The 26,535-nt window shown below is 64.2% G+C and carries 20 protein-coding genes; 9 read left to right on the plus strand and 11 right to left on the minus strand.

What is annotated here, in order from left to right:
* Positions 1-25: 25 nt before the first annotated feature.
* Positions 26-553, plus strand: coding sequence for a VOC family protein (locus ACODSP_RS05260; RefSeq protein ID WP_488964579.1), 528 nt, complete (start codon positions 26-28; stop codon positions 551-553).
* A 137-nt stretch (positions 554-690) separates the two neighbouring features.
* Here ACODSP_RS05260 and ACODSP_RS05265 read toward each other — a convergent pair whose 3' ends face one another.
* Positions 691-1,863 (minus strand): alpha/beta hydrolase family protein, encoded by a 1,173-nt coding sequence (locus ACODSP_RS05265; protein WP_488964580.1) that lies wholly within the window; start codon positions 1,861-1,863, stop codon positions 691-693.
* A gap of 127 nt (positions 1,864-1,990) precedes the next feature.
* Positions 1,991-3,199: an FAD-dependent monooxygenase gene (locus ACODSP_RS05270; protein ID WP_488964581.1), complete on the minus strand. Its 1,209-nt coding sequence runs from the start codon at positions 3,197-3,199 to the stop codon at positions 1,991-1,993.
* A gap of 131 nt (positions 3,200-3,330) precedes the next feature.
* Between ACODSP_RS05270 and ACODSP_RS05275 the strand changes: the two genes are divergently transcribed.
* Entirely contained in the window at positions 3,331-4,095 is a 765-nt protein-coding gene (locus ACODSP_RS05275; protein ID WP_488964582.1) for an IclR family transcriptional regulator, read from the plus strand.
* Between the two features lie 176 nt (positions 4,096-4,271).
* Here ACODSP_RS05275 and ACODSP_RS05280 read toward each other — a convergent pair whose 3' ends face one another.
* Positions 4,272-5,765 (minus strand): aldehyde dehydrogenase family protein, encoded by a 1,494-nt coding sequence (locus ACODSP_RS05280; RefSeq protein WP_488964583.1) that lies wholly within the window; start codon positions 5,763-5,765, stop codon positions 4,272-4,274.
* Between the two features lie 140 nt (positions 5,766-5,905).
* Between ACODSP_RS05280 and ACODSP_RS05285 the strand changes: the two genes are divergently transcribed.
* Complete coding sequence (locus tag ACODSP_RS05285) at positions 5,906-7,504, plus strand: GMC family oxidoreductase (RefSeq protein WP_488964584.1); 1,599 nt, start codon at positions 5,906-5,908, stop codon at positions 7,502-7,504.
* A 337-nt stretch (positions 7,505-7,841) separates the two neighbouring features.
* On the opposite strand, the gene ACODSP_RS05290 is transcribed toward ACODSP_RS05285, so the two are convergent.
* The 6 genes from ACODSP_RS05290 to ACODSP_RS05315 form a co-directional block, all read right to left on the minus strand.
* A complete protein-coding gene (locus ACODSP_RS05290; RefSeq protein ID WP_488964585.1) occupies positions 7,842-10,685 on the minus strand; it encodes a TonB-dependent receptor plug domain-containing protein in 2,844 nt (947 codons plus the stop codon).
* Positions 10,686-10,837: 152 nt separating this feature from the next.
* The gene (locus tag ACODSP_RS05295) at positions 10,838-11,635 is read right to left on the minus strand and encodes an amidohydrolase family protein (protein WP_488964586.1); all 798 of its coding nucleotides are present in this window, start codon (positions 11,633-11,635) and stop codon (positions 10,838-10,840) included.
* Positions 11,636-11,637: 2 nt separating this feature from the next.
* Entirely contained in the window at positions 11,638-12,537 is a 900-nt protein-coding gene (locus ACODSP_RS05300) for an amidohydrolase family protein (protein WP_488964587.1), read from the minus strand.
* Between the two features lie 10 nt (positions 12,538-12,547).
* Positions 12,548-13,876: an MFS transporter gene (locus tag ACODSP_RS05305; protein WP_488964588.1), complete on the minus strand. Its 1,329-nt coding sequence runs from the start codon at positions 13,874-13,876 to the stop codon at positions 12,548-12,550.
* Positions 13,877-13,906: 30 nt separating this feature from the next.
* Positions 13,907-14,818, minus strand: coding sequence for a DUF6282 family protein (locus ACODSP_RS05310; RefSeq protein ID WP_488964589.1), 912 nt, complete (start codon positions 14,816-14,818; stop codon positions 13,907-13,909).
* A gap of 151 nt (positions 14,819-14,969) precedes the next feature.
* A complete protein-coding gene (locus ACODSP_RS05315) occupies positions 14,970-15,875 on the minus strand; it encodes a hypothetical protein (protein WP_488964590.1) in 906 nt (301 codons plus the stop codon).
* Between the two features lie 262 nt (positions 15,876-16,137).
* On the opposite strand from ACODSP_RS05315, the gene ACODSP_RS05320 reads away from it, so the two are divergent.
* The 5 genes from ACODSP_RS05320 (at position 16,138) to ACODSP_RS05340 (ending at position 22,076) form a co-directional block, all read left to right on the plus strand.
* Complete coding sequence (locus tag ACODSP_RS05320) at positions 16,138-16,926, plus strand: HpcH/HpaI aldolase family protein (protein WP_488964591.1); 789 nt, start codon at positions 16,138-16,140, stop codon at positions 16,924-16,926.
* 1 nt (position 16,927) lies between these two features.
* A complete protein-coding gene (locus ACODSP_RS05325) occupies positions 16,928-19,060 on the plus strand; it encodes an acetate--CoA ligase family protein (RefSeq protein WP_488964592.1) in 2,133 nt (710 codons plus the stop codon).
* A 14-nt stretch (positions 19,061-19,074) separates the two neighbouring features.
* Positions 19,075-19,929 (plus strand): p-hydroxycinnamoyl CoA hydratase/lyase, encoded by an 855-nt coding sequence (locus ACODSP_RS05330; RefSeq protein ID WP_488964593.1) that lies wholly within the window; start codon positions 19,075-19,077, stop codon positions 19,927-19,929.
* Between the two features lie 15 nt (positions 19,930-19,944).
* Positions 19,945-20,292 (plus strand): carboxymuconolactone decarboxylase family protein, encoded by a 348-nt coding sequence (locus ACODSP_RS05335; RefSeq protein WP_488964594.1) that lies wholly within the window; start codon positions 19,945-19,947, stop codon positions 20,290-20,292.
* Positions 20,293-20,666: 374 nt separating this feature from the next.
* On the plus strand, positions 20,667-22,076 hold the full coding sequence (locus ACODSP_RS05340) for an aldehyde dehydrogenase family protein (protein ID WP_488964595.1): 1,410 nt from the start codon (positions 20,667-20,669) through the stop codon (positions 22,074-22,076).
* Here the strand turns inward: ACODSP_RS05340 and ACODSP_RS05345 are convergent.
* Positions 22,073-22,540, minus strand: coding sequence for a YkgJ family cysteine cluster protein (locus ACODSP_RS05345; RefSeq protein WP_488964596.1), 468 nt, complete (start codon positions 22,538-22,540; stop codon positions 22,073-22,075). The two genes, ACODSP_RS05340 and ACODSP_RS05345, sit on opposite strands and share 4 nt — an antisense overlap.
* Before the next feature lie 99 nt (positions 22,541-22,639).
* Here ACODSP_RS05345 and ACODSP_RS05350 point away from each other — a divergent pair, with 99 nt between their 5' ends.
* Positions 22,640-23,371: an SDR family oxidoreductase gene (locus ACODSP_RS05350; RefSeq protein ID WP_488964597.1), complete on the plus strand. Its 732-nt coding sequence runs from the start codon at positions 22,640-22,642 to the stop codon at positions 23,369-23,371.
* A gap of 148 nt (positions 23,372-23,519) precedes the next feature.
* Here ACODSP_RS05350 and ACODSP_RS05355 read toward each other — a convergent pair whose 3' ends face one another.
* The gene (locus tag ACODSP_RS05355) at positions 23,520-26,333 is read right to left on the minus strand and encodes a TonB-dependent receptor domain-containing protein (RefSeq protein WP_488964598.1); all 2,814 of its coding nucleotides are present in this window, start codon (positions 26,331-26,333) and stop codon (positions 23,520-23,522) included.
* Positions 26,334-26,535 lie beyond the last annotated feature (202 nt).

Genomic DNA, 26,535 nt, shown 5'->3' on the forward strand with positions numbered 1-26,535 from the left:
CAGCCACACCAAGGGAGCCGACGCCATGTCCACGCCACCGCCGATCAAGGGCCTCTACCACTATGCCTATCCGTGCCGCGACGCAGAGGAGACAAGGCACTTTTACGAAGACATCCTGGGCCTGCCGCTGGTCAATTGCATGACCGCCGACCGCGTGCCCAGCACGGGCGAGGAAAAACCTTACATCCATATGTTCTTTGCCATGCAGGACGGGTCCTACATCGCCTTTTTCGACCTGGGCGAAAACCAGATGCCGGAGCCATCCCCCAATACCCCCGCCTGGGTACAGCATTTCGCCATGGAGACCGGGTCAGTGGAGGACGTGTTGTCCATGCGCGACCGGTTGAAGGCACATGGGGTGGAGGTCCTGGGCCTGGTCGATCACGAATTCGTGAAGTCGATCTATTTCTTCGACCCCAACGGCCTGCGCCTGGAAGTCACAACCCGTACCGAGCCGCCCGGCTACGTCGTTGAAGCCGCCCGCACCGCCCGCGCCGACCTGGATAAATGGACCGCTGACAAGGCCGCGCGGTTGCGAGCGCGGGCCACCTAACTAACCGCTTTTCCTGCTTTCCCCGCGGAAGCGGGGACCCAGGGGCCACAAGCCCGACAGTTCGCCGCCCACGGCCCCTGGACCCCCGCTTTCGCGGGGGAGGCAGTAAGGTGTTGATCCGGAGCGAACTCCTCCCCTCAAAACCCCTTCTTGCGGCTCCAGTCCAATATCAGCCCCATGCAGGTCTCCAGATGCTCGGGCTGCCCAATGTAGTAATGAGTAGCCCCTACGATACGGTGATACTCCTTGTCTGGTGTCGCCAGCGCCGCATGGATCATCGGATTATGCGCCGCCGGCACGGCGTCATCGGCGGTATTTTCGATCTGCAGCACCGGCGTGCGGTTGATCTTGGCGGCGTTCATCGGCCCCTTGGCGTTGGACAGGTCATAGCTCCACTGGCTGAGCCATGACCGCAACGTACAAAAGCGCGCCAGCCCCACCGGCCCGACGTTGACGGTGCGCGGATCGCCCATATAGGACCAGCCCGGCCGCCGCTCGCTGGGCTCGATGGTCGGGTCCAGCCAGCGCACGTCGCACATAGTGCGGTGGACAACAAAGGCCCGTTCCTGCTCCGCCCCACCCCTGGCGCGCAGTCGTTCCAGTTGTTCCTGGCACCAGGCCGTGATGCGGCGGTTGCGCGCCACCTGCTGCGCCCGGAAGGCCGCGATGAAATCGGCGCTGAACGGTGCCTTGTTGGGGCAATCCCCGGCATAGATGTCGAATTCGATGTCGCGTCGGTCGGGGTCCAGCTCATCGATCACCGACGGGTCCAGCCATTCGGTTAGCGTTTCCGCCCGCGACAGATGCGCCGCGATGAAGATCACCCCGTCGGCGGGCGACAATCCCGCCGCCGTCAGGTCCACCGCGTCGCCCGCCGGCGTGTGGGTGATCGTCGGTTTTTCCGCCTGCGCCTGATAGAACAGCGACAGCGACCCGCCGCCCGACCAGCCGACAAGTACCACGCGTTCATAGCCCAGCACCTCACGCGCATGCGCGATCCAGCGGCCAAGGTCGATGGCCACCTTCTCCATGATCAGGGCGCTGTCATTGCGCGGATAACGGCTGGCCGCGCACAGCACATGCAGCCCCCGGTCCGCCAGCGCCATGGGCATGGGCAGAAGCTGAAGCGTGGAGGTCGGGTGCATGAACACATAAACCGTGCGCGCCCGCTCCCCGGCGGGGCACAGCAATTGTCCCTCCAGATTGACCTTTCCCGAATTGCCCGCGAAGCCATAGGTTTCGCTGAACCCCTTTGTATCGGGGAAACTCACCACCTGCGGATGCCTGACCCAGGCTGCCGATTCCGACATCTTAATCTCCTTCTTTTGTTCCCTCAGGCGCCGGGCGGGCACATCCGTGCCCTTGGCTCACGGCGCACGAGCGCCGGGCCGGCAGTCGCCGGCCTCTACTGGTCATTGGCAATGACCAGTGGTCCCGTCACAGCGGCACCGTCGTGACATCGTGGCGGAACAACCATTCGTAGCGTTCCGCGACCTTTTGCGGGTCCCATTCCCGGTCGACATAGGCCTGCGCGCCCTCGGCACTGGCCAGAGCCGGGTTGTGGAAGCGTCCGGCGTTCGACGCCGCCCCCTGCACCACGCGCGTCGTCCGCTCGATCCGCGCGCCCTGATAGGCGCGGAGCGCGCGGGCGTAATCATCGCCATGGGCTTCCAGCGCGCGGGCCAGGACGAACCCATCTTCGATGGCCATGGAAGCACCCGATGCCATGAAGGGCAGCATCGGGTGCGCCGCATCGCCAAGCAGCGTCACCCGCCCCTGTGTCCAGTTCTCCAGCGGCTTGCGCGACAGCAGCGCCCAGCGGAAGGGTTGCGGGATGGCGCGGATATAATCCTGCACGTCCTCATGCCAGCCCGGATAATCGGCCAGACAGGCCTCCACCGTCGACGGGCTGGACCAGCTTTCGGTCTTCCAGTCCTGGTTTTCCACGACACTGGAGAAATTCATCAATTCGCCGCGCCGGATCGGGTAATTGACGATATGGCCGCCCGGCCCGATCCAGTTGACCCCGACATCACGCACCAGATGGGGCGGCAGCTTGTCCATGGGGATGACACCGCGCCAGGCGACGATGCCCGTGAAGCTCGCCTGCATCTCCCCGAACAGCTTCTGCCGGATGATGGAATGCACCCCGTCAGCCCCGATCACCAGGTCGTGGCGCTGTGCCGGCTTGGCTGCGAAGGACAGCACCACCCCGCCCGACCATTGCTCCACATCGACACAGCGTGCCCCCAACTGGATCACGTCGGGCTTCAGGGCCCGTACCGCCGCTGCCAGCACGCTGTGCAGATCATTGCGGTGGATAGTGATATAGGGCGCGCCATAGCGTTCGACCGATTGCGGACCCAGATCGAACAGCTTCCAGGTCTGTCCCGTGCTCCATAGCCTTATCTCCTTGCCCACCGGGCAGAAGGATTGGGCCAGCACCTGATCCAGGATACCCAGTGCCGCAAAGACGCGGGTGCCATTGGCACTGATCTGCAACCCCGCCCCCACCTCCCGCAATTCGTCCGCCTGCTCATAGACGGTGACATCAAACCCCCGCTGCAAAAGCGCCAGGGCTGCGGTCAGCCCGCCCATGCCCGCCCCGACAATCGCTATCCGCATCTGATCCTCGCTGCGCTTCATGTTGTTTGCTATTTCTGAATAGCATTCGTCAATAACACAAGACTCAAATCCTGACCACAGCGCAATGCACAGGTGACGGAACCCCCGCTCCTCTGTTACGCATGAGGCAAACCAGAGAGAGAAACCCGCCGATGCCACCCGATGACGCCCTGAACCAGAAGCGACGCGTACAGTCGATTGAGGTCGGGTTCCGCGTCATCCGCGTCCTGCAACAGGCCCATGAACCCATGGCGCTGCGCGATATCGCCAAGGAGGCCGACATGCCGGCCAGCAAGGCGCATCTCTATCTGACCAGTTTCATGCGCGAAGGGCTGGTGGCGCAGAACCCGCAGACCGCGCGCTATTCCCTGGGTCCCTACGCCACCGAACTGGGCCTGTCGGCCATCCGGCAGCTGTCGGTGGTGGAGGCCGCGAACGGGGAGATGGCGGAACTGACGGCACAGACCGGCTGCGCCACCTATCTCTCCGTCTTCACCGAATATGGCCCCGCCATCGTGTCCAAGGTGGATGGCAACCGGCAGGGTGCCTTTACGGTACGGCTGGGCCATGTCCTGCCCATGGCCAGTTCCGCCACGGGCCTGATTTTCCTGGCCTTCCTGCCGCAGGCCCAGACCACCCTGGCCGCCGACCGCGACGCCGAAATGCCGGCGGCATCGCTGTTGGCCGATGTGCGCGACAGGGGCTATGCCACCACCAGCGGCCTGATCAACGCCAACTTCGCCGCCGTTTCCGCCCCTATCTTCGATTACAGCGACGGCATGACTGCCGCCCTGACCCTGCTGGGGCCGGACAAGTACCTGACCGGTGCGCGTACACAGTCGAGCATTGATCAGGTCCTGGCCGCCGCCAAGCGCGTCACGGTGAAGATGGGGGGGCGGGCGTCCGCGCGACGTTGAGGACGTTCATTCAACATATGTTCGCCTTCCCGGCGAAGGCCGGGACCCAGGGGCCACAGGATCAAACCTCTACGCAGCCTTGATCAAAGCGGCCGAAGGGTTGGGCGTTTGGCCCCTGGGCCCCGGCCTTCGCCGGGGAAGCGAGAATAGTTGAACCTGAAGTCAGCAGAACTGCCCTATAAGGCAATCGCAATGGACTTCACCTCCGTATAGGCCTCAACCCCCTCGCGCCCGTTCTCCCGGCCCCAGCCGGACTGCTTGAACCCGCCGAACGGCAGGGCCGGGTCCAGGCCACCGCCATTCACGCGCACCGTGCCGGCCTTGATCTTGCGCGCCAGCTTATGTGCGGCGCTAAGATTTTGGGTCCAGACGATGGCGCCCAGCCCGTAATCGGTATCATTCGCCTGGGAAGCGATGGTGTCCAGGTCGGCATCACTGAACGACATTGCACACAGGACGGGGCCGAAAATCTCCTCCCGCACCACCGACATCTGCGGATTGGTGCCCGTCAGCACCGTGGGCGGCACGAAATAGCCGGGGCCGGAGGCGGCACTGCCCTGCCCGCTGATCGTCGCCCCGTCGCGCAAGCCCGCTTCGATATAGGACAGCACGCGGGCCTTCTGTTCCGCCGATACCACCGGCCCCATCTGTGTGCCGGGGTCCAGGCCGGGACCAACGCGCAGCTTGGCCGCGAAATCGGCCACCCCTTCTATCAGCGCCTCGAACACGCTTTCATGCGCGAACAGGCGGGAGCCGGCATTACAGATCTGGCCGGCATTGGTGAAGATCGACCGGGCCGCCCCCTCGATGGCGCGGGTGATATCGGCATCGGGCATCACGATCACCGGCGTCTTGCCACCCAGTTCCAGGGTCACGCGCTTCATGGTCGCGGCGGCACCCTTGACGATCAGGCGACCAACCTCGGTGGAGCCGGTGAAGGTCACCTTGTCCACGCCCGGATGCGCCACCAGCGCCGCCCCCGCCGCCTCCCCCAACCCGGTCACCAGATTGAACACGCCCTTGGGGAACCCGACCTCCGCCATCAGATGGGCAAGACGCAGCGCCGTCAGCGGCGTCTGTTCGGCGGGTTTCAGGATGATGGTGCAGCCAGCGGCCAGGGCCGGGGCGGTCTTGGCCACCGCCATGGCCAGCGGCGCGTTCCAGGGCACGATGGCCGCCACCACGCCCACCGGTTCCCGCACCGTATAGGCGTGCCAGGTGCCGGGGCCGGACAGGTTCACGCTCTCCCCGTTCAGCTTCGTGGGCCAGCCGGCATTGTAGCGCAGGACCTCCACGGCGTGCGGCACGTCGAACATGCGGGCATCACGCAGCGGCTTGCCATTGTTCAGCGTTTCCAGCAACGCGAACTCGTCTGCATGCGCCTCAATCGCATCGGCCAGCCGCCACAGAAGGCGGGCGCGTTCCGACGGCTTCATCGTGGCCCAGGGACCGTCCAGTGCGGCCCGCGCGGCCCGGACCGCCAGATCTACATCCGCTTCGCCGCCCGCCGCCGCGCGGCCGATCCGTGACCCGTCACCGGGATTGAAGGTTTCAAAGCTGGAACCCGACCGTGGTTCGCGCCACTCCCCGTCAATGAACAGGCCATGCTCCCTGCCCGCGAATTGCAGCGCCCCATCCAGGGCGAGTTTGTCCTTGGCGATATCCGGCATGTGTCACCGTCTGGCTATGATGGATGGAATGGGTCCGGCGCAATGCCGCATGGACGCCGCCTTGGGCGTCTCTTCATTTGCTATTGTTGAACATCTTCCGTTATTGTGCAACAGCTCCTTTCAAGATTATGCGAGGGACCTTGTCGCAGGAATTCGACCATATCGTCGTCGGTGCCGGATCGGCTGGATGCGTCCTGGCCAACCGGCTGACCGAGGATGGCACCCGCCGCGTGCTGCTGATTGAGGCGGGCGGCTCCGATGCCAGCCCGTTCCACGCCATGCCACTGGGCTTCATGGCCGCCATGGCCGACCCGGCCAAGGACTGGGGCTATGCCACGGAACCGGAACCGCATCTGGATGGCCGTCGCGTGCCCCTGCCGCGCGGTCGGGTGCTGGGCGGCTGTTCCACTACCAACGGCATGATCTATATGCGCGGCCATTCCGGCGATTATGACGAATGGCGCGATCTGGGCTGTCCCGGCTGGGGCTATGACGATGTCCTGCCCTATTTCCGCAAGATGGAGGCAAGCTGGCGAGGGGCTGGCCCCCATCATGGCGGCGACGGCCCGCTGTCGGTCAGCGCGGTCAACCATCCCTGGCTGCGCATCGACCAGATCATGGAATCAGCTGCCGCCGCCGGCTTCCCGATGAGTGACGATCTCAGCGGCGAGCGGCAGGAAGGTTTTGCGCTCAGCGAGGTGACGGTGGACCGGCGCGGACGCCGCGCCAGCGCAGCCCGCGCCTATCTGCGCCCGGCCCTGAAGCGACCCAACCTGTGCCTTGTCACTCAGGCACAGGTGACGCGCATCCTGTTCGACGGCAACCGCGCAATTGGCGTGGAATATCGCCGCGACGGCACCCTGCATCAGGTGCGGGCGCGTCGTGAGGTCATTCTGTCGGGCGGGTCCTACAATTCCCCGCAATTGCTGATGCTGTCCGGCATTGGTCCGGCCTCCCACCTGCACGAACACGGGATCGATGTGCGGGTGGACAGTCCGGGCGTCGGCGGCAATCTGTCCGAACATCCCCTGGTCTATGGCGAATTCGCGGTGACGGGCGACACGTTCCTGCGGCAGTTGCGCCTGGACCGCGCCGTCCTGTCGGTGCTGCGCTGGGCCCTGCTGGGCAGCGGGCCGTTCGCATCGCAGGTGACCAGCTGTGCGGCCCTGATCCGAACCTTGCCGGAACTGACGCGACCGGATATTCAGCTGATGGTGATGCCGGTGCGCCTGGACGCCAAAATCTGGACGCCCGGCCTGGGCAAGCGGCTGGCCGACATGTTCTCCGTCATGGTGATCCAGTTACATCCCGAAAGCCGGGGGCGGGTCAGCCTGCGCTCCGCCGATCCGGCGGACAAGGTGCGGGTGCAGTTGAACCTGCTGTCGCATGAACGCGACTATGCCGAACTGCGGCGGGGCATCCGGGCTTTACGCACGCTGTTCGCCGCCGGTCCGCTGGCAGAACTGGCCGGGCGGGAGACAAAGCCGGGGGCGGATTGCCAGAGCGATGCCGACCTTGACGCCTTCATCCGCGCCAATCTGCGCATCACCCAGCACCCGGTGGGAACCTGCCGCATGGGCAGCGGCGAAGACGCCGTGGTCGATCCGCAGTTGCGCGTCATCGGCGTGGAAAACCTGCGCGTGGTCGACGCCTCCATCATGCCCACCGTGCCCGGCGGCAACACCAACGCCCCGGTGATCATGGTGGCCGAGAAGGCGGCGGATTTAATCCGGCAGTGATAAGGCTGATTTTGTTCCCGGTTTGTGCCAAACTGCCCTTGAAAATACCGTCCAACCGTCTGGTGCAGGTCACGCCGCGTGCGAGACCTGCACCTGTGAACTAAAACGCTGCCAATTTCATGTCGCATGATGTTGCGCAGGAAGGCCCTTCCGGACTTGTTGGCACCGCCGCTCTGAAACGTTGCCCCTTTTTATGGTGCGTGATGTTTCACATCGGCGCTCCATTCGGAGGCACCGGCATCAGCACTCCGAAACACACCTCCTCCGAATTCCCCACAAACAAAAAAACGCCGGAGCGGTTGTCCGCTCCGGCGCAGTGCATGGGGGAAGAGGAAACTCACATCCGGGCGCGCAGGCCGAACACCCAATAACGCCCGCGATTATCGAAGAAGGGCGAATTGGCGATGGTGGGCTGCACGATGCCGTTCGGCGTGATCGGCGGCGCCTCGTTGGTCAGGTTCTCGACCGAAGTATAGATGGTCAGGTTTTCCGTGACATCATAGGCGACGTTGGCGTCGAAATAATTGATGCCGTCGATTTTATTGTCCGCGATGTCCAGCCGTGTCTGGTTAAACCGCGTATCGATCTTGCCGCCGGAGACATAGCGGTAGGCTACGCCGAACTTCCAGTCATCGATGCTGTAATTGGCGCTGAGATTGACGCGCCATTCTGGTACACCCTGCGGCGGGGGCGAAATGCCGGCCAGCCCGACATAATCGTCGGTCCTGCCGTTCGCCGTAGTGCTCAGCTTGTCGGCATGGCTGGCCAGAAGGCGCAACTGCATGTCGCCACCGATGCTGCCCAGATCCAACGGGAAGGAATAGACTGCCTCGAAATCCTGCCCTGCCACTTCCTGGGAATTGGCATTGAAGGGGACGATGTTGATACGGGTGATGATGCCGTTGGTGCGGATGATGCTGGGGCAGAACTGGGCCTGTCCACGGGCGCAGAAATTGGCGATATCCTGCCCCGCCACCACCGAAATCGCGTCCTTCACCTTGATATTGTAATAGTCGAAGGAGGCACGGAAGCCGCTCAGCCAATCCGGCTGCACCACGAAGCCGACGGAGTAGGTGTCGGCCTTTTCCGGCAGCAGGTTGGGATTGCCGCCGGTGATCAGGGTCGTCTGCCGCGCGATATTGTCGGCGGGGTCGATGATCGAATTGATCACCTGATTACCCTTGGAGAACAGCTCGAAATTGTTGGGCGCGCGGATATCGCGGGACAGAGTGCCCCGGAACCGCAGGTCGGGGATAGGTTCGTAATTGCCGCCGACCTTCCAGCTCCACACCGTGCCGCTGGTCGAATAATCCGTGTAACGGGCTGCCGCGTTCAGTTCCAGTTTGTTGGCGAAGGCAGCACCGTCGGCCAGCGGTACCGCGACCTCCGTATAGGCTTCCTTCACATTGTATTTGCCGCTGAAGGGCTGGGCATTGATGGAGCGCCAGCGGCTGGCGGCGGAATCCGCGTCCGACGTCTGGGTGGTCTTCTCTGTCCGGTATTCAGCACCCGCCGCGATGGAGACCGGCCCGGCCCAGGTGGAAAAGGGGGAACCGGAGATGTTGGCGGCATAAACCTGCTGCTCCATCTCGGCATAGGTGGTGGAGGTGCCGTGATAATAGGACAGCGCCTGCGACGTGATAGAGCCGGCACCAAACGGGTTGATGGGGATGCAGCCCCGGATATCCCCGAACGGGTCCTGCGCCGCCGTCGGGTTGGGGTTGTTCAGCAGCACGCGGCAGACAGGCTGGCCCGTGGCCGGGTTGACGACGCTGTCGATGCCATAGGTCCAGCGCTGCGCGATGCGGTTATTATAGGCGGCCTGGTCATAGGTGTTGCGGCCCAGCTGACCGGTCACACTCCAGGCCCAGGTGCCGCCCAGGCTGCCCTCCGCGCCGAAGCTGGCGCGCCGGGCCTTGGTCGTCGTCTCAAAGATGGAATTGCCATCCTCCACATTGTAACGGCCGAACGGGATGCTGGTCAGGCCCAGCGACGCCATCGCCGCCTTTACCGAACTGTTCAGGAAGGCATTGTCGTTGCGGATGGTCAGCGTGCCCGTATCCGGGTTCGGCACCAGGTCCGATTTGGCATGCACTTCCGAATAGAGCATGTCGGCAAACAGGCTGACATTCTCCGTCAACTCGAAATCCACACGGCCATAGCCGCTCTTGCGCTCGATCTTGGGCAGCAGGTTGCCACCATCCACCGCCTGATCGCCGTTGCCACCGCCCTGCATATAGGTGGTGCCGATATTGGTGCCGTATTGGAACGGCATGGGCACGCCATTGGGTCCGAACTGCACACCCGTGCCGGCGGCAAAACCAAGGCGCGCGGCCAGATTGCGGGCCAGCGTGTTGCTGCCGCCCTGCAAGCCCACCACACCGCCCGGCGTCATCTGCGAGAAGACGCCGTCATTGACGATCAGCAATCGCGGCTGACCATTGGTGGCCGTATAGGCGGGGTTGGTCAGTTGCACCGTATGGTCATCGCCCCAGGGGCGGCTGGCCTGGCTGGTCTGCCCGGCATTATGCATGTAATCGCCGGCGACAGACGCATGCAGCTTTCCATCCAGGAACCCATGACCCACGGCGAAATTCACCGATGGACGCTGGAAATCGCCATAGTCGGAAACACCATAGGAAACGTCAGCCTTGGCGCCCTCGAACTGCTTATCCAGCACGAAATTGACGACGCCCGCCACCGCATCGGAGCCATAGGCGGCGGACGCGCCGCCGGTCACGATCTCCACGCTCTTGATCAGGGCGATGGGAATGATGTTGGTGTCGATGGTCCCGGCAGGATCGGTCACGCCCACCCGGTTGCCATTCATCAAAACCAGCGTGCGTTGCGTGCCCAGGCCGCGCAGGTCGGCGTTCGACGCCCCGATGGGCTCGCTCGACTTGCCGATATTCTGGTTGACCTTCAGTTGCGGCAGTTCCTGCAACAGGTCGGAGACGGTGCTGATCGCCTTGTCCTGCAACTCGGCCGCACCGACCGATGTCAGGGGCGTGGGGGCCGTAAAGCCGGAAATGCGCGTGCCGGTGACGACAATCTCTTCCAGCTCCAGTTCCTGTGCGCCCACCATCTGGGGAGCCAGCAATCCGACGCCAAAGGCGATGAGGCTGACCGGACCGAACTTCGACATATGCATGTGGGAACCGCGACGCAGCTCTTGAACCATCTGTTCCTCCCTGACCGGACGGCTTTATCCGGCACTGTATTGTTTGTTATTTTCATACTGAATTCGTTATAACGAAATTCCAATGCTACTCTTGGCGCGTTCAATACCCTTCCGGTATCAAACCTTGGCCAGCCCGCATGGTTAGGCGCGCGTCAAAAGAAGCAGAGCCGAAGGGCCGTGTCAGAGATGCGGCGGCGTGTGGCGGCATCGGGCACCAGTTCCTGGAACAGGGCAATGGTGTCGGCATAGGACACGGCCCCCTCCTTGCCTACGAAGGGCGCGTCGCTGCCCCAGAGCAGGCGGTCGCCGCCGGCCTCATACAGCAGCCGTGCCGCCGCCACCCGGCGTAACGCGGGATCCAGCCGGAACCCGGCGGAGATTTTCACCCAGGCGCGTCCCGTCGCCACGGCACGCAGGATCGCCTTGAACCCCTCCCCCTCCATACCGTCTGGCGCACGCAGCAGGCCGAAATGATCGACGACGACATTGATGCCGTGCGCCATCAGGACCGGCAGCACGACCGCCTGCTGATCGGCACTGGCGTTCAGTTCGACATGCATGCCGCAATCGGCCAGCCGGTTCAGGAACTTGGCGTAGCGGAAGCTGGCCAGATCCGGCGGGGCGGCGTCCAGCTTCCACTGCATGCGCACGCCCACCACGCCCTGATCGGCCAGCGACCGGATCGCCGCCGCATCCGTCTCCGGCTCCAGCATGACGGTCGCGCGCAGGCGCCTGTACCGGGCCAGTGCCGCCAGCGTGTAGTCGTTGTAATCGCCATACAGGCTGGCGGCGGTGACGATACCGAACGCGATGCCATGCCGGTCCAGATCGGCCACGTAATCCTCAGCCGTGTATTCATAATCTGGTCGGGTCCAGGCATCCTCCCGAAACGGCATGCGCCGCGTCATGATATGGGCGTGGGCATCGACGATGGGCGGATCGGCCAGCATTCCTAGATCGCTCCCCGCTGGAACAGGCTGCGGGCCGTGGCGCGCAGATAGAGACGGCGTTCTTCCGGGTTCAAAAGAAAGGCCGAGGTGCGCGCCTGCGCCGCCATGCTTTGATAACTGTCAGGCGTGTTGCCGACATCGGAACCCCACATGATATGGTCGGCCCCCATGATGTCCGCCGCACGCCGGACAAAGGCGCCATGATCGACCCCGGCCTTGTCGAACATCTGGAAATTGATACTGGTCAGCTTGAAATAGACATTGCGGAACCGGCGCATGGAAACCAGTTCCGGCACCAGCCCCAGCGACCCCGGCTCCCCCCCGCCCGGCCAGCCGAAATGGTCCAGCGCGATGCGCAGGCGCGGGAAGCGGCAGGCCAGGGCCGCGATACGTTCCAGGGCCGCCGCCGACGGTACGCCCGGCGCATACATCACCACCATGGTCAGGCCGTGGCGGTCGGCGGCCTGCCAGCTTTTCAGGGCGGCGTCACTGTCCAGCCAGGGATAATTGCCCCCGGCATCCGGGGACCCGAACAGGCGCAGCCCCACGATGGCGTGATCAGCCACCATCCGGTCGATCTTGGCGGGGCTTTCCGGGTCCTGGGCATCCAGCATGACGACGGCGGAGAACTGTGCGGGATAGGCATCCGCCATATCCAGCAGGTAGCGGTTATCCTTCTTGTAGACCGTGTTGTACTGCACGGCGGTGCCGCCGATGATGCCGGTCGCCGCCCATCGTTGCAGCAGCCGCTCCCCCGTCATCGGGTCAGCTTCGATGCGCCGGCGCAGGTTCTCCTCCCCTTCCCTGGCGTTGCGCGTATCCATGGGATAGCGCGCCTCGTCGGTGGTGAAGACATGCGCGTGGGAATCGTACAGCGGTTCCCGACTGGTTGCCTGGCTCATGCTCTCCCCCTTACACAGCAGCCTGGGGCGCGGTCGGCTTGATGGACCGGCCCAGCACCAGCAGGGCCACGGCGGGGATCACGCTCAACGCCGCGAAGAACACAAAGGTGGCCCCCCGCCCGATATCCGCGCCCAGCAGCAGACCCCCGATGAACGGACCGATGACGGCCCCGGCCCGGCCGACCCCGACCACGAACCCGACACCGAAGCTGCGCAGGTGCAGCGGGTACTGGGCAATGGTGGTCAGGAACACGCCGGTATAAGACCCGACCGTAAAGAAGGTCAGCGCACAGGCCAGCGCGATCATCACCGGCGCACCGGCCTGCACATTGCCGAACAGCACCAGGACGCAGCCCATGACCAGGAAGAAGATGGCGGTCAGCCGCCCTTCGCCCACCCGCTTGGCCAGCATCCCGACCATGATGTGGCCGACCGACCCGCAGATGCCCTGCGCCACACCGGCAAAGCTGGCCTGTGTCGGCGTCAGCCCGGCATCCACCAGGACGGTCGGCTTCCAGTTCAGCAGGAAATAACCCACGACGGCATAGACGAAGGAGGCCGTCCACATCAGCAGCGACAGGCGCCGCACGTCGCTGGACAGCAGGGCCATCGCCCGGTTCTCCTTACGCTCGCTGCGCGGCGGCGGGGGCGGCAGTTCCGACAGGGTGGGCTGCCCCAGTCCGGTCAGGATCTTGTTGAGGCGCGGCAGAGCGTTGCGGGGCCGCGCCGACAGAAGATAGGCCGGCGATTCCCACATGAACAAGGTCAGCACCGCCAGCAGCACGATATTGATGCCCGCACCGACCACAAAGACCGACCGCCAGCCATAAGGTTCCAGAAGAAGCCCGGTGACGGCACCGCTGATGGTCATGCCGATGCTGAAGCCGGTATGCAGCAGCGACAGCATGAGATTGCGGCGATCATCATTGGCGAATTCGGAGACCAGCACATTCAAGCTGACCACCAGCATGCCCAGGCCGACACCCATCATGAATTTCAGGATGGTCAGCATCTCCATGGAACCGGCAAAGGCCGACAGGGCGTGGGAAACGGTGATACCGGCCAGGGCCAGGAAGGTGACGCCGCGCCGGCCGATCCGTTCGGCAATGGGGGCCGCCGCGAAGGCGCCGATGGCCAAGCCCAGCGATCCCATGGAGAACAGGATGCCCAGGGCAGCACGTGGCACGCCCCATTCGGCGGAAAACAGCGGCGCCGTATAGGCCGCCGACATCATGTCATAGCCTTCGGTGATGTTGATCAGGCAGCACAGCGCGATGATCACATATTGCCGCGTACGCATCGGCATCTTGGCGATGACGTCCAAGGGGCTGGCCGGCATGCTCGTTTCTCCCTGAATTCGGACTGTTCGTTATTCGGCGGCCGCGCGGGCCTGCCTTGGTTCGTCCAGCCCGACCAGGCGGGCGGCGTTGGTGCTGATCATCTTGCGGATGTCATCGTCGGAATAACCCAGTTCGATGCACATGCCGATGACATGGCGGAAGCCCTCCACGGGGCTGGGATTGCCCACCTGCCCCAGGTCGGACCCGATGATGGTGCTGTCCACGCCGCCGGCCTTGATCACCACATCCAGGCTTTCCAGCGTGTAATGCTTGCCCTGCACGCCCGCCCACATGCAGCAGGAATGCTCCAGATAGGCACCCATGGCGGCCAGTTCCTTCATGTCGGCGGCGTTGCAGTCGATCAGGAAGGTGGGGTGATTGACCATCAGGCGCTTCACGCCCCGCGTCTTCGCCTCGGCGAACAGGGGCCAGATCTCGCTGATATGCAGATGGCCCGCCGACAGGATGGCGTCGTAATCGGCGATCTGGTCCAGGATCACCTTCACCTCGTCCAGCAGGTTCCCGCGCGGGTCCAGGACGGTCAGCGCCGTGGGCGGCAGCATCTTTTCCTTGGTGGGCAGGAACTGACGGCGGTGCGAATGCCGGATATGGTTGGCCGCCGAGAAGGTAGGCATCCAGACCAGCCGCGCCCCCAGCTTGAACCCATGCTCCACCGCATAGGGGTTCAGCCCGCCGGAGGTATTGTTTAGCGGCACGCCCGTCAGCAGCTCGATCTTCGGCTTCATCGTCTCCTTCAGAAGCTCGGCCACCGGCGTCACGGAATAATAGTGATCCTTGAACAGGATGGCGCGCAGGCCGGCGGCTTCGGCCTCATGGATGGCCTGCACATGGTTCAGGCTTCGGGGCATGACCGAGGGGCCGCTATGGCAATGCAGGTCAATCGCGCCGATCAGCAGCTCATCAATCCGGCGATCCGTCATCTTTTCCTCCTGTTTCGATAAAGTGACGCCTTCGCGGCGGTTCTTGGTTATTGGCTGCCGTAGGTCAGGTCGAGCCGAAGGCGAGCCCTGACGGCAAAGGCTTTCAATCCTTGTCTGTCAGGGCTCGGGGCGCACTGGCCCTCGACCTGACCTACGATGCATCCGGGGCCGGATAATCGGCCGCGTTCAGCACCCAGCCGTCCCGCGCTGAGAAATCTCGGCGCGGCGGGCAGAAAACGTCGAGCAGGCGGTTCAACCCATCCGCCACCCCTTGCGAGGTGTGCGTGGCCGGCGGCGGGATCACCGCGACCGACGGGCTGGCGCAGAACTCATGCTGATCATCCAGCCAATGCGCGCTGTTGCCCGTCCAGGGCCAGCGCAGATGGTGGATGAAGTCGCCGGCGGTGGCGATGGAATATTGCTCGAAATCATCATGATGGTGCGGCGACAGGTCGGCCGGGTCACGGGGGCCGGGCCGGCCGCTGGTCAGGTTCACCATGAGGGTCGAACAGCGGTAGAGCCGCCCGAACCGCCCCTGCTGCGCCGGCACATCACCGGAATAGACCCGGATGCGGAACCCGCCCACCGGGTCGGGCCAGACCTGGAATGCCGGAACATTGGGGTCGGGCGTGGCATAATCGCCGGCATTGGAACAGCGATCCGCCAGATCGGTAGACCGCACGGTGATCAGCCGGTACAGGTCCCCCTGCCCCAGCGCCTTCACAACGCTGTTGCCCGGCGGCACAAAGGCCACGCAGGGGCCGTGGGCAATTTCCGTCTGGCCGCCAGCCGTGATCTCCACCGACAGACCCGCATCGGGCAGCACGACGGCATATTCATCGACCTGATCCACCCGCGACAATACAGCACCAGCAGACACACGGCTGTAGGCGACGATCAGATTCTGGCCCCGCGCCAGCCAGGTACGGGCAAAAGGCCCTGTTTCCGCTGGGGTTTCCGCGTAGAACCGCCCATAGGATGCGGGTTTGAAGGGTGTCGCAGCGGGCCTTGCCGCCACCGGCGCCAATGCAGCCCGCAAGTCGTTCTTTCCGTACACGCCGCCTCCCGGACACTAATTCTTTCTATTCCGGCATTTGCCGATTGGACCAGTAGGAAGGTAATGCAGGCTTGCGTCTAATTCTTTTTGGTCCGGCAACTGATGCCGCCACGGCATTGGTTTTCCGGCCAACCGCTCCGATACCGCATCGTTATCGAACAAGGCCGCAATCAGCATTTGATTCCGAACCCGCCTTTGCATTGGATGGACAGGCGGCAGGTGTCCCGGAACAAAGGCGACGCCGCCCATTGGGAGGTGCCTTGTGATCAACAGCGTAATCAAACGGCGCCTGGAGAATGACGAACCGGTGTTCGGCACCTTCGTGAAATTCGCCTCGCCAAATCTTGTCGAAATGATCGGGATGTCCGGTTTCGACTTCATCATCATCGACAGCGAACATGCCAATCTGACGCATGGCGAGATCGAAGAGCTGATCCGCGCCGCACAGCTGGTCGGCATGGCCGCCATCGTCCGCACCGCCGACGCCTTCGAAGCCAATATTCTGCACGCGCTGGATAGCGGTGCCAGCGGCATCCAGGTCCCCTCGCTGTCGTCAGCCGAGGAAGCGCGCGCCGTGGTGCGCCGCGCCAAATACCATCCCATCGGCGAACGCGGCTGGGCGCCCGGCTGCCGGGCCGGCGACTATGCCTTCACCCCGCCCAAGACCTATATCGAACGCGCCAACCGCGACACGACGGTCGCCGTCCATGTCGAAAATGCCCGCATGGCCGCCGATATCGAGGCTTTGTGCCAGGTGGACCATCTGGACGTGGCCTTCATCGGCACCGGCGATCTCAGCCAGTCGCTGGGCTATCCGGGAGAGGCCGAACACCCGGAGGTTCAAAAGGTCGTGGACCGGGTGGTCGACGCCTGCAAACGTGCCGGCAAGCATTTCGGCATGGTGGCCAGCAATCCCGACGCCCTGAAACAAGCGGTCGAGCGGGGGTCCCGCTATATCGCCTGGCAGTCCGACATGGTCATGTACAAGAACGCGCTGAAAAACGCGGCGGATCGGTTCGCTCCCTTCCGCGCCAACAGACAAGAGGTCTGAAGTGCCGACATCCGATCTGCAAACGGGGGCATCCGCTTCCCGTATCGATCTCGCACGCCTGCTGCGTCCCCGCTCCATCGCCGTCGCCGGCGCATCACCGGAGCCGGCATCGGTAGGCGGCGTCATCCTGAAGAACATTGTAGGTTCCGGCTTCACCGGGCCGGTGCATCTGGTCAGCCCGACACGTAGCGAGATCAACGGCATCCCCTGCTTGGCCTCGCTCCAGTCCCTGCCCCACGGTGTCGACGTTGCCGTGCTGAACGTGCCGCGCAAGGCCGTGAAGGAAGCGATCGAGGCCTGTATAGAGCGCGGCGTCGGCGGTGCGGTCATCTTCGCCGCCGGCTTCCGCGAGGCAGGCGATGAAGGGGCGGCGGAACAGGATGAAATCGCCCGGATTTGCCGCGAAGGCGGCCTGGCCCTGCTGGGCCCCAACTGCATGGGTTTTGCGAACTACCTCAACGGTGCCGCCCTCAGCTTTGAATCGCTGACCTTCCACCCGGCAGCGGACGGCCCGCATATGGGCGTGATCGCGCAAAGCGGGGCCATGGCGTCGAACATCCGTTCCGCCCTGCTGGCCCGTGGCATCCGCATCTCGCATGTGGTCTCCACCGGCAACGAGGCGGTGGTTCGGATCGACCATGTCATCCGCCATCTGGTGGAAGAAGGGGCGAACCTGATCGCCGTCTATGTCGAACAGATCCGCGATCCCGCCGCCTTCCTGGACGCCGCCCGCATGGCGCGGGAGGCCGGGCGGCCCATCGTGATGGTGCATCCGGGCTCCAGCGCCTCTGGCCGTGCCGCAGCCCAGTCCCATACCGGCGCCATGCTGGGCGATTACGCCACCATGCGGGCGGCGGTGGAGGATGAAGGCGTGGTCCTGGTGGAAACCATGGACGAGCTGTTCGACACCGCCGCCATCCTCTACCGCTTCCCGGCCCCCAGCCAGGGGGCCATGGGCATCGTCACCAATTCCGGTGCGGTGCGCGGCCTCAGCCTGGATTTCTGCGAGAAGGTGGGGCTGCCGGTCGCCACGCTCAGCGATGAGACGCTGGATGGATTGCGCGAAATGCTGCCCCCGCAATGCGAGGCGTCGAACCCGCTGGATGTCGGCATTGCCGGCTTTTCTGACGCATCGGTCTTTGCCAATACCACCAATGCCATGATGGCCGATCCCTCCGTGGGGGCCGTGCTGCTGTCGCTGGCCGGTGGCGGCCCCTGGCAGCAGCGGGCCAAATCAGAGGTGATCGCACCCCTGGCACGCACCGCCCCCAAACCCGTGGCCGTCGCCATCATCGGGGACGAGGCGCCGCTGGACCCCGGCTGTGTGGCGCCGTTGCGCGACACCGACACGCCCCTGTTCCGGTCCCCCGACCGGGCCCTGCGCGCCTTCCGGGCCGTGCAGAACTATGCCGATGCCCTGGCCCGTGTCGGCACCCGTACGACTATGCCCCCGCCCGCCCCGAAGCTGCCCCGCCGGGGTCCGCTGCCGGAATATGAGGGCAAGGCCCTGCTGGCTGAATATGGCATCCGCGTGCCCAAGGGCGTGCTGGTCTTCCGCGACGTGGATTCCGCCGTACAGCTGGCGGCCAGTTTCGGCTACCCGGTGGCCATGAAGCTTCAGGCCGCCAGCCTGACCCACAAGAGCGATGTCGGCGGTGTCATCCTGGGCATCAGGGACGAGGCGGCGCTGCGCGCCGGCTGGCAGCGGCTGATGGAAGCCGCACAGCTTCATATCCCCGAAGGCGGACTGGACGGCATCCTGATCGAAAAGATGGCGCCGCCCGGCCTGGAACTGGTCCTGGGCGGTCGCAACGATCCCGAATGGGGATCGTTCGTGATGTTCGGCCTGGGCGGTGTGTGGGTGGAGGCGCTGGACGCCTTGGAGATGCTGCCTTCCCATGCCGGCCGCGCCCAGATCCTGAACCGGCTGAACCGGATGCGCGGGGCCAAGCTGCTGGGACCGTTCCGGGGACAGCCGGCCCGCGATGTGGAGGCGGTGGCCGACGCCATCCTGGCCCTGGGCGCCATCCTGCGCACCCATCCTGAAATCAGGGAAGTCGACGTCAACCCGATGACGGTATTCGCCAAGGGCGAAGGGGTCATGGCGCTTGACGCATTATTCATCACCGAATGAAAAGGACATCGGACGTGACGACAACCGAAGCCAATGAACGGCCCATCCCCGGCGGCAACGACGTGCTGGTCGAATTTGAGGATGGTATCGCCTGGGTACAGCTGAACCGCCCCGCCAAGCGCAACGCCATGAGCGTAGCGCTGGCCAAGGAAATGAACGAGGTGCTGGACGCGCTGGAAACCGACCCGCGCTGCGGCGTCCTGGTCCTGACCGGCGTGGGCGAGGCCTTTTCCGCCGGCATGGACCTGAAGGATTTTTTCCGGGCCACCGATGGCTTGGGCGATATCGAACGCCACCGCGCCTATCGCTCCACCCGCGCCTGGCAGTGGCGCAACCTGATGCATTATGCCAAGCCGACCATCGCCATGGTCAATGGCTGGTGCTTCGGCGGCGCCTTCACGCCGCTGATCGCCTGCGATCTGGCCATCGCCGACGAAAAGGCCGTGTTCGGTCTGTCGGAGATCAACTGGGGCGTCATCCCCGGCGGGGCCGTGTCCAAGGCCATCGCCACCGTCATGGGCGACCGTCAGGCGCTCTATTACGTGATGACGGGGGAACAGTTCGACGGTGCCAAGGCCCTGTCCATGGGTCTGGTGAATGAAGCCGTTCCCAAGGACCGGTTGCGCGCCCGTACCACGGAAATCGCCCGCACGCTGCTGGGCAAGAACCCCACCGTCCTGCGTCAGGCCAAGCTGGCCTATAAATATGCCCGCGAAATGAACTGGGAACAGGCCTCAGAATATCTGACGGCCAAGGTCGACCAGACCAATTTCGTAGACCCCGAAAAGGGCAAGGAACAGGGTCTGCGGCAATTCCTGGACGAAAAGACTTTCCGCCCCGGCATGGGCGCCTACAATCGTCCCGAATAACCAGGGAGAGGTCATATGAAGCGCCCAAGCGCCAAGAAGGGCAACGAGCTGAAAGCCGTGGTCCCCACCCTGGTGGAACTGACCGACCGCGTGCTGTACGAAGATGTGTGGGAACGCCCCGGCCTGTCCAAGCGCGACCGCAGCCTTGTCACCATCGCCGCCCTGATTTCGATGTACCGGCCCGAACAGCTGCCGGCGCATCTGGGGCTGGCGCTGGATAATGGCCTGACCAAGGAAGAGATCGGCGAAGCCATCGCCCACCTCGCCTTCTACGCCTCCTGGCCGTCGGCCATCTCCGCCAGCCGTAAGTTCCTGGAAGTGCTGGAGGAGCGTGAGGCGAAGGCGAAGGGACAGGCGGGATAGTCACTCCCCCGTCATCCCGGCGAAAGCCCATAGGCGCTAAGATAGGGGTTCGCCCTTTCGTATCCACCCGCTTCTACCGTCATCCCGGCGAAAGCCGGGACCCAGGCTTAGAGCGGCGTCAGCCGCGACATGAGTCATATCGGCGCTGACCGCGCCTCACGCTGGGCCCCGGCTTTCGCCGGGGTGACGGTAAGAGAAGCGGAAAGGGCAATCCCCACTCCTATCTTAGCGCCTATGGGCGAAAGCCGGGACCCAGGGGCAAAACGCCCGACATGTCAGCCGCGTTGCGTTGAGGTTTGCCCTGCCGCCCCTGGGTCCCGGCTTTCGCCAGGATGACGGGAATAGAGGCGCCACCCATCAATGGTGATTTGCCCATGACAAACTTCCTGCTGTCCATCGGCGGTGAGGCGGTGCCCGCTGCTGCCTGCTTCCCCGTCATCGACCCCGCGACGGGCGAACCCTTCGCCCTGGCGCCCGACGCGGACGAGACCCATCTGGACCGCGCCGTCGCCGCCGCCCGGCACGCGTTTGCCACGTGGCGGCATCTGGCCCCCGCCATCCGCGCCGCCGCCATGGGCGTTTTCGCCGACGCCATCCGGGCGGACGCGGAACCGCTGGCCGAACTGCTGACCCGCGAACAGGGCAAGCCGCTTTCCGTGGCGCGGCGTGAGGTGGCCTTTGCCGCCGACCGCATCGCGGGCGTGGCGGCGCTTGATATCGGCGGCGGGTACCTGCGCGAGGGGCCGCTGGGTCCCGTGCGGCTGGATTATGTGCCCATGGGCGTGGTGGGCGTGATCGCGCCCTGGAACGCCCCCCTGATCCTGGCCATGCAGATGGTGGCGCAGGCGCTGGCCGCCGGCAATGCCGTGGTGGTCAAGCCGTCGCCATTCACACCCCTGTCCACCCTGCGCCTGGGTGAACTGGCGGCCCGCACCCTGCCGCCCGGTCTGGTCAACACGCTGTCGGGCGGCAATGATCTGGGCCAATGGATGACCGCCCATCCCGGCATCGACAAGATCGCCTTCGTCGGCTCCACCGCCACCGGCAAGAAGGTAATGGCGTCGGCCTCCGCCAGCCTGAAGCGCGTATCCCTAGAACTGGGTGGCAATGACGCGGCCATCGTGCTGGACGATGTCGATGTGGCGGACATCGCCCCCCGCCTGTTCGCCAGCGCCTTCATCAATAGCGGTCAGATCTGCATGGCGGTGAAGCGCGTCCTGGTCCAGGCCCCCATCGCCGACGCCCTGGCCGAGGCATTGGCGGCAGAGGCACGGAAGGCCCGTGTCGGCGGCGGCTTTGAACCGGATGTCGAATATGGCCCCGTACAGAACCGCCCGCAATTCGAGAAGGTGCTGGACATCATCGATGATGCCCGCGCCCAGGGCGGCATCATCCTGGCCGGTGGCCATGCCCTGAACCGCCCCGGCTATTTCATCGCCCCCACCATCGTCACCGGCCTGCGCGAAGGCGCCCGGCTGGTGGATGAGGAACAGTTCGGCCCCGTCCTGCCCATCCTGTCCTTCGACAGGGACGAGGAGGCGGTGACCCGCGCCAACGCCACCCGCTTCGGCCTGGGTGCCTCGGTCTGGAGTAGCGACCGCGCGCGGGCGGAGGCCATCGCCAAACGGCTGGAGGCCGGCACCGTCTGGATCAATGGCCATGGCGGTGCCGCCCCCGACCTGCCCTTCGGTGGGTTCAAGGAATCCGGCATCGGGCGCGGCATGGGCCTGGCCGGCCTGCGCTCCTATACCGAAATCCGGGTCATGCATGGGGCGGGGGGTTAACGCCCCTTCGGCCCCGGCATCGCCGCGATCCGCTCAAATGCCGCGACCTGCTGGTCGGTGTCCAGCACATGCTCCAGCCCCAACTCGCGGGCCCGGTGCAGCCGGTCGCGGCCCCTTTCCAGCAGGTCCGCGTCGAACACATCGCCCCGCCGGCGCAATATCTTCCGGGTCCTGTGCGGCAGTTTTTCCAGCGCCAGGGCCGTGCGGGCGCAATGAAACCGGCGGCAGACCGATGGTCGCCTGTCATGGATCGAACAGCCCTGCGCCGTCAGATAGGTGCAATGGCCGGTGATGGGATCGCGCTTCAGCGCGGCCATGGTTTGGCCGGGATAAAGGGCCGATGCAATCGGTTCCCAGCGGTAGAAGGACAGATCGTCCCCCGCCTCGGGATGCAGGATCACCTGATCATTCTTGCAGCATTGAATGCAGCCATCACAGGGGATGGCGTTCTGGTCCACCGGCATGATGCCTCCGGATCGTTTGCCCATGCTGGATTTAATTCGATCATGTCACATTTCGTGCAGCAGATCGAGAGAGACCATCACCATCAGCAACGAGGAAAAATGATGCAGGACCTCTCCCATCAGGTAGCCATCGTGACCGGGGCCAGTTCGGGCATTGGCGAGGCCGTGGCCCGCCGGCTGGCCACGGCCGGCATGAAACTGGCGCTGGTCGCGCGCAGCGCAGACCGGCTGGCCGCCATCGCCGCCGACATCCGCACTGCCGGCGGCACGGCCAGCGTCCATGCCGCCGACGTGACGCGCGAGGATCAGGTGGATGATCTGTTCGCGGCGGTGGCCCGTGAATTCGGTCCCCCCGACCTGCTGATCTCCAATGCCGGCATCGCCGACAAAACGCCGTTGGAAGACCTGAACCTGACGCGCTGGCGCGAGGTACTGGATGTCAACCTGACCGCCGCCTTCCTGTGCTGCCGCGCGGCGGTACGGATGATGAAGCCACGCCGCCGGGGTCGCATCCTGCTGGTGGGCAGCATCTCCGCCCTGGTCCCGCGCGAACATACGGCGGCCTACACGACAACCAAATTCGCACTGGACGGCCTGACCCGCTCCATCGCGCTGGACGGGCGCGACCATGGGATTACGGCTTGCATCATCCATCCCGGCTCCACCATCACCAATTTCGTGCCCGGCCTGGACCGGATGAGTGCCGAACAATCGATGCGCCCCGAACAGGTGGCCGAACTGGTCCATTGCATCGCGGCGATGCCGCCAGAGGTGAATGTGCTGGAAAGCGTGATCCTGCCCATCGGTCAGCCCTTCTTGGGCCGGGGGTAGGCTAATCCAGCTTGTTTTGAACCACAAATAATCGCCTTCCCGGCGAAGGCCGGGAAGGCGATAAAGTAGCTTTCTGAAATGAGAAAACTGCGGAAAAAAAGCCCGCCAACTCCTTCGAGTTGGCAGGCTTTCCAGTGAGTAACCCCACTCAGAACTTGAACCGCGCACCCACCGCATAGGTGCGGCCGATACGGTCATAGAACACCGACGACGCATAGCTGGGGGCTGTCACCGCGCCGGGGGTCATGGGCGGCGCCTTGTTGAACAAATTGTCGATGGCGCCATAGATATCCACCCCATCGGTCACGCTGATCTTGCCATTGATATCGACATAGGTGCGCGACGGGATGCTGTTGTCGGCGATGTCGACTCCCTCGACATAGGCGACGTTCAGCTTGCCCCCGTCGATGTAACGCACCACAACGCCCAGCGCATAATCACTGGCCGCATAATCGACCGACAACGTGCCGCGCCATTTTGGAATGCCGCCGGCCGGGCCCAGCGTGCCGGTGCTGCCCACGGTGCCGGCGAAATCGGTGGTGATGCCGTTGCTGCTAACGGTCAGTTCATCGACATAGGTGGCAAGCCCGCGAATGGAGATTTTGGCTGCCTCCAGGTCGAAACTGTAGGCCGCCTCAATATCAAAGCCCTTGGCCGTGGACCGCGCGGCGTTCAGCAGCGTCGCCTCAACCCGCGATATGACATCGCCGTTAAAGGTGATGGCGCTGCATAGGCTGTCCTGCTTCTGGACAAGGCAGGCATCGACGATCTGCTGACCGGTCAGGGCGGTGATCGCATCCTCGATCTTGAAGGAGAAATGATCGAAGGAGGCGCGGAAACCCGGCAGCCATTCCGGCTGATAGACGATGCCGCCGGTAAACGCCTTGCTGCGTTCCGGTCGCAGATTGGGATTGCCGCCGGTCAGCTGCGGCGTCGATAGGGCTAGGTTGGTGATCGGGTTGGTGATGGTATTGATCAGCTGGTTCTGGCCGGAGAACAGTTCATTGATATTGGCCGCGCGGATATCGCGCGACAGGGTCGCCCGCAGGCGGATATCATCGACCGGCTGGTAATTGGCCCCGATTTTCCAGGTCTCCACCCGCCCGCTGGTGGAATAATCGGTGACACGGCCGGCAAGATTGACATCCAGCGACTGCGCCAGCGGAGCGTCGGCCAGCAACGGCACCACGATCTCCGCATAGCCTTCCTTGACATTCAGGGAGCCGCGCAGGGCCTGCGGGTTGACGGTCTTCCAGCCGGAACGCTTGGACACATCGTCATTGGTCGCGCGTACCGCCTCGCGCCGATACTCGATGCCCATAGCGATCGAGACATCGCCGGCCCAGGTCGCGAAGGGAGAGCCTTCGATATTGGCGACATAGACATCCTGTTCCTGGCGCGCGTCCAGAATGGCAACGCCGCCGATATAATCCAGTGCCGCCTGCGACATCGACCCGGCGCCGAACAGGTTGATGGGTACGCAGGCGCGGATATCGCCATAGGGGTCCTGCGTCGCCGTCGGGTTGGGGTTGTTCAGCAAGGCGCGGCAGATGGGCTGCCCCGTGGCCGGGTTGATGACGCTGTCCACGCCCAGGGTGAAGCGGGCATTGTTGCGGTTGTTCCCATCCTCGCGGTAATAGCGCACCCGGCTGAACTGTGCCGAACTATCCCAGCGCCACCCGTCGCCGAACGTGCCGTTCACGCCCAGGCCATAACGCTGGACCTCATTATCCACGGTATTGAAGAATGCCCCCTCCTCTGCGCCGACCCGACCGATGGAGAAGCGGGCCAGATTGTTGGCGACCAGGATGTTGCGGATCTGTGTGGGCAGGAAGGCATTGTCGCGCTGGATGGGGATATTGCCATTATCGGTGGCTGTCGTGCCGTCTGAATAGATGTCGGCGCGGGAATAGAGCGCATCGGCGAAGAAGGTCACATCCTCCGTCGCATCGAAGCTTAGCCTGGCGAAGCCGGTGCCACGCTCGATCTCCGGCGAGATATTGGCCGTGTCCGCCAGACTGGCCCCATCGCCGCCCGACATGAAGGTGCCGCCGACATAGGTGCCGCGGGTGAAGGGCAACACCGTTCCGCCCGGCCCGAACTGGAGATTGCGCAGCGCCGCGATGCTGTTCGATGCCGTGACGCCGCCGAACGTCATCTGCGAGAAGCGGGCGTCCGGCGCGACCACCAAACGCGTCTGGCCGGGCGTGCCCGGATAGGCCGGGTTGGTCAGGACCGCATAATCGTCCCGGCCCCAGGGCCGCGAGGCCTGCGCCAACTGTCCATCATCCTTGAAATAATCCCCGGCGGCGACAAGATGGAACCGGCCGAACGCCTTGCCCACAGCCATGGACGCCGCCGGTTTGTGGTGGTCGTCATATTTGGACTGGCTGTACTGGACCGATCCCTTCACGCCCTCGAACCGGTCGTCCAGGAAGATATTGACCACGCCCGACACCGCGTCGGAGCCATAGGCCGCCGACGCGCCGCCCGTCACGATCTCCAGCCGCTTGATCAGCGCCGCCGGGATGACATTGACGTCGATGCCGCCCGTGGGATCGGTCGCGGCAAAGCGGCGGCCATCGACCAGGATCAGGGTCCGGTTCGGGCCCAGGCCGCGCAAGTCGAAATTGCTGGCGCCGATGGGCTGGCTCGACTGGCCACTATTCTGCGCCGGCTTTAACGTCGGCGTATCGAACATGATGTCCGCCAGGTTACGGATGGCGCGTGCTTCCAGTTCCAGCTCGCCGATGGAGGTTACCGGCGTGGGGGCCGTGAAGCCGCTGATGCGCGTGCCGGTGACGATGATCTCGATGGGTTCCAGCGGCTCATCCGCCGCATCCTGGGCCCATGCCCCGGTCGCGGGCAACAGGCCGACAGCAAGTGCCGCCAGCGCCGCTGCCGTGCCCCATTGCCGGGGCACACCATTGTGCGCAATAGAAGTGTCTTGTTGATATCGCATTCTGCCCTCCCGTTTGTGCCACGAACCGTTCGTCAGCCCGCTCTTTTGCAACACCTTCACATGGAGGGCGGATGGTTCGTCCAATCGTTTAAATCGACGTGACTGATACTGCTACGGCATCATAACGAATTAAATTATACATTGACGAATCTCATTCCGTCATCGAAAGTGGTCCCATGCGGTGGATGCGAAGCTTGGTCCT

It is taken from the genome of Niveispirillum sp. FG156 (assembly GCF_057809555.1).